The following is a 3,441-nucleotide window of genomic DNA, read 5'->3' on the forward strand; positions in this document are numbered from 1 at the left end:
ACCAGATAACCAGGGTGATTACCGACGCCACCGCCTCAATCGACAGAATCTCCCAGTCTATGGGCAGGTTCACTACATAATCCCCTTATTCATCCATTTATTCTTTTTTTCACATCATTCGCGTCCGGTATAAATACGCATATATAAACCAGTAACTCCGAGTGGTGAAAAGTTTATGTTACATGCTAACATATATCATGACATAGGTTCTCATGGTGGTTTCCATGCTGCGGGTAAAACGCGTTTCCAAATCATTTGGCGGCCTGTGTGCGGTCAGAAATGTTGACATGACCCTGCATGAGGGCGAAATACTGGGGCTAGTCGGTCCAAACGGAGCAGGAAAAACGACACTTCTCAACCTTATCTCCGGCGTATACCGCCCTGATTCAGGAGGAATATTCTTCAGAGATGAGAATATTACCCGGCTCCCCCTTGATGCCATCTGTAAGAGGGGGATTGCAAAGACATTTCAGCATCCCCGGTCATTCCCCGGTCTTACAGCAAAAGAAGGAGTCATGATAAGTGCCCTGTATGGAAACGGCCATAAACCAACCATGAAACAGGCTGCAGAAGAGGCAGTCGACTGTCTGCACCGGGTCGGATTTCCTGAAGATAAGATAGACAGCCCGCTTGGAAACCTCAATACCATAGAACTTCGAAAGACCCAGCTAGCCCGTGCCCTGGCATCACGACCACAGATGCTACTTCTTGATGAACTGATGACTGGCCTTACTCCAGGGGAAGGGAAAGAGGCGATCCGTCTGATCAGATCGATGCAGGATGAGGGACTTACCATCCTGATGATCGAACATGTCATGCGAATCATTATGGAGGTCTCTGACCGGGTGGTCGTCCTTGACCAGGGTGAGAAGATTGCAGAAGGAACCCCCCGTGAGATTGCAGCAGACGGCCGGGTCATCGAATCCTACCTTGGAGAGCAGTACCATTTCTAAGGTGTTTTTGTGCTGAAGGTTACGGGGGTATCAGCCTCATACGAACATCTCCAGGTACTGTGGGATGTGACCATTGAGGTTGCAAAAGGAGAGATCGTCACCCTCATCGGATCGAATGGAGCAGGAAAAAGCACCCTTGTATCTGCAGTCATGGGGTTTATTCCGGCCAGTTCAGGAAGCATTCTCTTTTCAGATAAACCAATCCACGGTCTTCCCACCTATGAAATCGTGAAACACCGGTTAAATCTCGTTCCTGAAACCCGGAAACTGTTTGGAAAGATGAGTGTGAGAGAGAACCTGCTCATGGGGTCGTACATGCACAGGAATGAGGAGGACCTTGCGTATGTCTACTCGCTCTTTCCGATACTTCGGGACCGGCAGGACCAGCTGGCCGGAACGCTCAGTGGCGGAGAACAGCAGATGCTGGCCATCGGACGATGTCTTATGACCCGTCCGGATATGATCATCCTTGATGAGCCATCTCTTGGGCTTTCTCCAAAATATGTGCATAATGTTCTTGAAACGGTCAGAGCCCTTAATGAGGAGGGTCTTACCATTCTACTGGTAGAACAGAACGTAAAACGTGCCCTTGAAATATCCCACCGGGCATACATCCTTGAGAACGGAAGGATCGTGCTCTCCGGTCAGGGACAGGAACTCCTGGAGGATGCGCATGTGAGGGAAGCATATCTGGGGATGTAAACTTTCTCACATATTTCTCTCCTCAATCATATTCTTAAAGCCGCCTTTTTTACCGGATCATCCGGGTTTTTTATGTGAGAAGCCGAATACCAGTGCTGAAAAGAGAGGTTTTTCTATCGTTTCCTCATCTGAAAACCCCGCTTTTTCCAGGCATGTACCGCATCAGGGAGTGAAACAAGCCCTTTTGGGAGAAAGATGATCGTCAGGATGAGAAGCAGGCCGATGACGATAAACCGCTCATATGTCAATCCCAGTGCATTCAGACCTTCCCAGATAAAACTGACAACGATGGTTCCGATAATGGGACCTGCAAGCGTTCCAAGCCCTCCGGTTATGGAATAGACGACCGGCCAGAAGGAGATATCCGTTCCAAAGATCTCAGGTGAGATGTATCCAAAATGGGAGACCTCAAGGGCTCCTGCAATGGCTGCAATACCAGAGCTGATGCCAAATGCAAAGAGTTTGAACGGGACCGTGTTGATACCGGATGCTTTTGCCTCCATCTCATTCTCCCGGATTGCGGCGAGGGCAAGCCCGATTTTGGATCTGAGCAGGAGATGAAAGAGCAGCAGCGAACCGGCTGCAATAATCAGGATGCAATAGTACTCGATCAGCGATGATGCCGGTCCTGTGCCGGGGATGAGTTTTGGAACAGGATATCCGTCCCATCCGCCGGTGATAGGGCTGAGCTGGCTGATGACGATGACGGTCTGGACAATGACAGCAAACCCGAATGTGACCATCGCAAGGAACCATTCCCTTAGTCTGACACAGGTCAAGCCGATAAGAAGTCCAATCACGGTAGTCAACCCGGCTCCGGCTAAAATCGCAATGATAAAAGGGATTTTAATTTGTATCGCGATCAGTGATGAGAGATATCCGCCAAGGCCAAAAAAGGCTGCATGACCCAGGGAACCCTGGCCTGAAAAGGTGAGAAAATTCCAGGCAGATGCATAGATGATAAATATCAGCATCAGAATGAGGACCGTCCTAAAATACTGATTTGAACCGAGCAGAACTGGAAGGAACACTGCACCGGTAAAGGCCAGAATGGGGATGAGATGATACCTTTTTACAACGGAGACCGCAATCATTCGTTCTCCTCCCCAAAAAGACCAGTGGGACGGATGATGAGCACGATAATTAAAAGGATAAACGATACCGCGTCTTTCCACGCTCCTCCAAGGGTGAAGGCAGTGCCGTTTTCGACAAGGCCGACTGCAAGGCCTCCGACAATGGCACCCGGAATGCTCCCCAGACCGCCAAGGATGATGATGGCAAACGCCTTGATCGCCGGTACAGATCCCATATACGGGTTGAATACCTGACCACTGACCGCCCAGAGGGTTCCCGCTGCTCCTGCAAGAGCGGCACCAATACCAAAGGTGATCATATCCATCCGCTCGACATGAATGCCCATGAGCATCGCTCCTGTCCGGTCCTGACTGGTTGCCCGTATCGCCCGGCCGGTCCACGAGTGATGAAGAAAGATATACAGGCCGATGAGCAGACCTGCCGTGATCGCCATGATGATAAGATAATCGAGCGGGACCTGAATAATGCTAAAATCAACGGAGATATCCCGGTAAGGACTCTGGATGGTCTTCCATTCGTCGGTCCATATCCGTGCAACAAGGTTTTGCATGATGTAAATAAGACCTATACTCACGAAGATCTCATTTAATTTCCCAGTTCCGAGAATCGGCCTGAAACAGAGCCGTTCAATGATCACCCCAATCGCTATCAGAACTGGAATAGAGGCACAGAGGAGGACATAGGGATTAAA

Annotated in this window: 4 protein-coding genes; 2 read left to right on the forward strand and 2 right to left on the reverse strand. The window is 49.7% G+C overall.

Going from position 1 to position 3,441, the window contains the following annotated elements; all coding sequences use genetic code 11:
* Nucleotides 1–224 precede the first annotated feature (224 nt).
* Both PLA23_RS11650 and PLA23_RS11655 read left to right on the forward strand, forming a co-directional pair.
* Nucleotides 225–953: an ABC transporter ATP-binding protein gene (locus PLA23_RS11650; RefSeq protein WP_324475287.1), complete on the forward strand. Its 729-nt coding sequence runs from the start codon at nucleotides 225–227 to the stop codon at nucleotides 951–953.
* A 9-nt stretch (nucleotides 954–962) separates the two neighbouring features.
* Nucleotides 963–1,655, forward strand: a complete 693-nt coding sequence (locus PLA23_RS11655) for an ABC transporter ATP-binding protein (RefSeq protein WP_324328393.1) — start codon at nucleotides 963–965, stop codon at nucleotides 1,653–1,655.
* Nucleotides 1,656–1,768: 113 nt separating this feature from the next.
* Here the strand turns inward: PLA23_RS11655 and PLA23_RS11660 are convergent, their stop codons facing one another.
* The gene (locus PLA23_RS11660; protein WP_324328395.1) at nucleotides 1,769–2,749 is read right to left on the reverse strand and encodes a branched-chain amino acid ABC transporter permease; all 981 of its coding nucleotides are present in this window, start codon (nucleotides 2,747–2,749) and stop codon (nucleotides 1,769–1,771) included.
* Nucleotides 2,746–3,441: branched-chain amino acid ABC transporter permease (locus PLA23_RS11665; RefSeq protein ID WP_324475288.1), on the reverse strand; the 696-nt coding region annotated here is incomplete at its 5' end. The genes PLA23_RS11665 and PLA23_RS11660, both read right to left, overlap by 4 nt.

Source organism: Methanospirillum sp. (genome assembly GCF_035406105.1).
Taxonomy (GTDB): domain Archaea; phylum Halobacteriota; class Methanomicrobia; order Methanomicrobiales; family Methanospirillaceae; genus Methanospirillum.

Coding starts and splice junctions, on each gene's coding strand:
- PLA23_RS11650 (WP_324475287.1), top strand. CDS start 225: ATGCTGCGGGTAAAACGCGTTTCCAAATCATTTGGCGGCCTGTGTGCG.
- PLA23_RS11660 (WP_324328395.1), bottom strand. CDS start 2,749: ATGATTGCGGTCTCCGTTGTAAAAAGGTATCATCTCATCCCCATTCTG.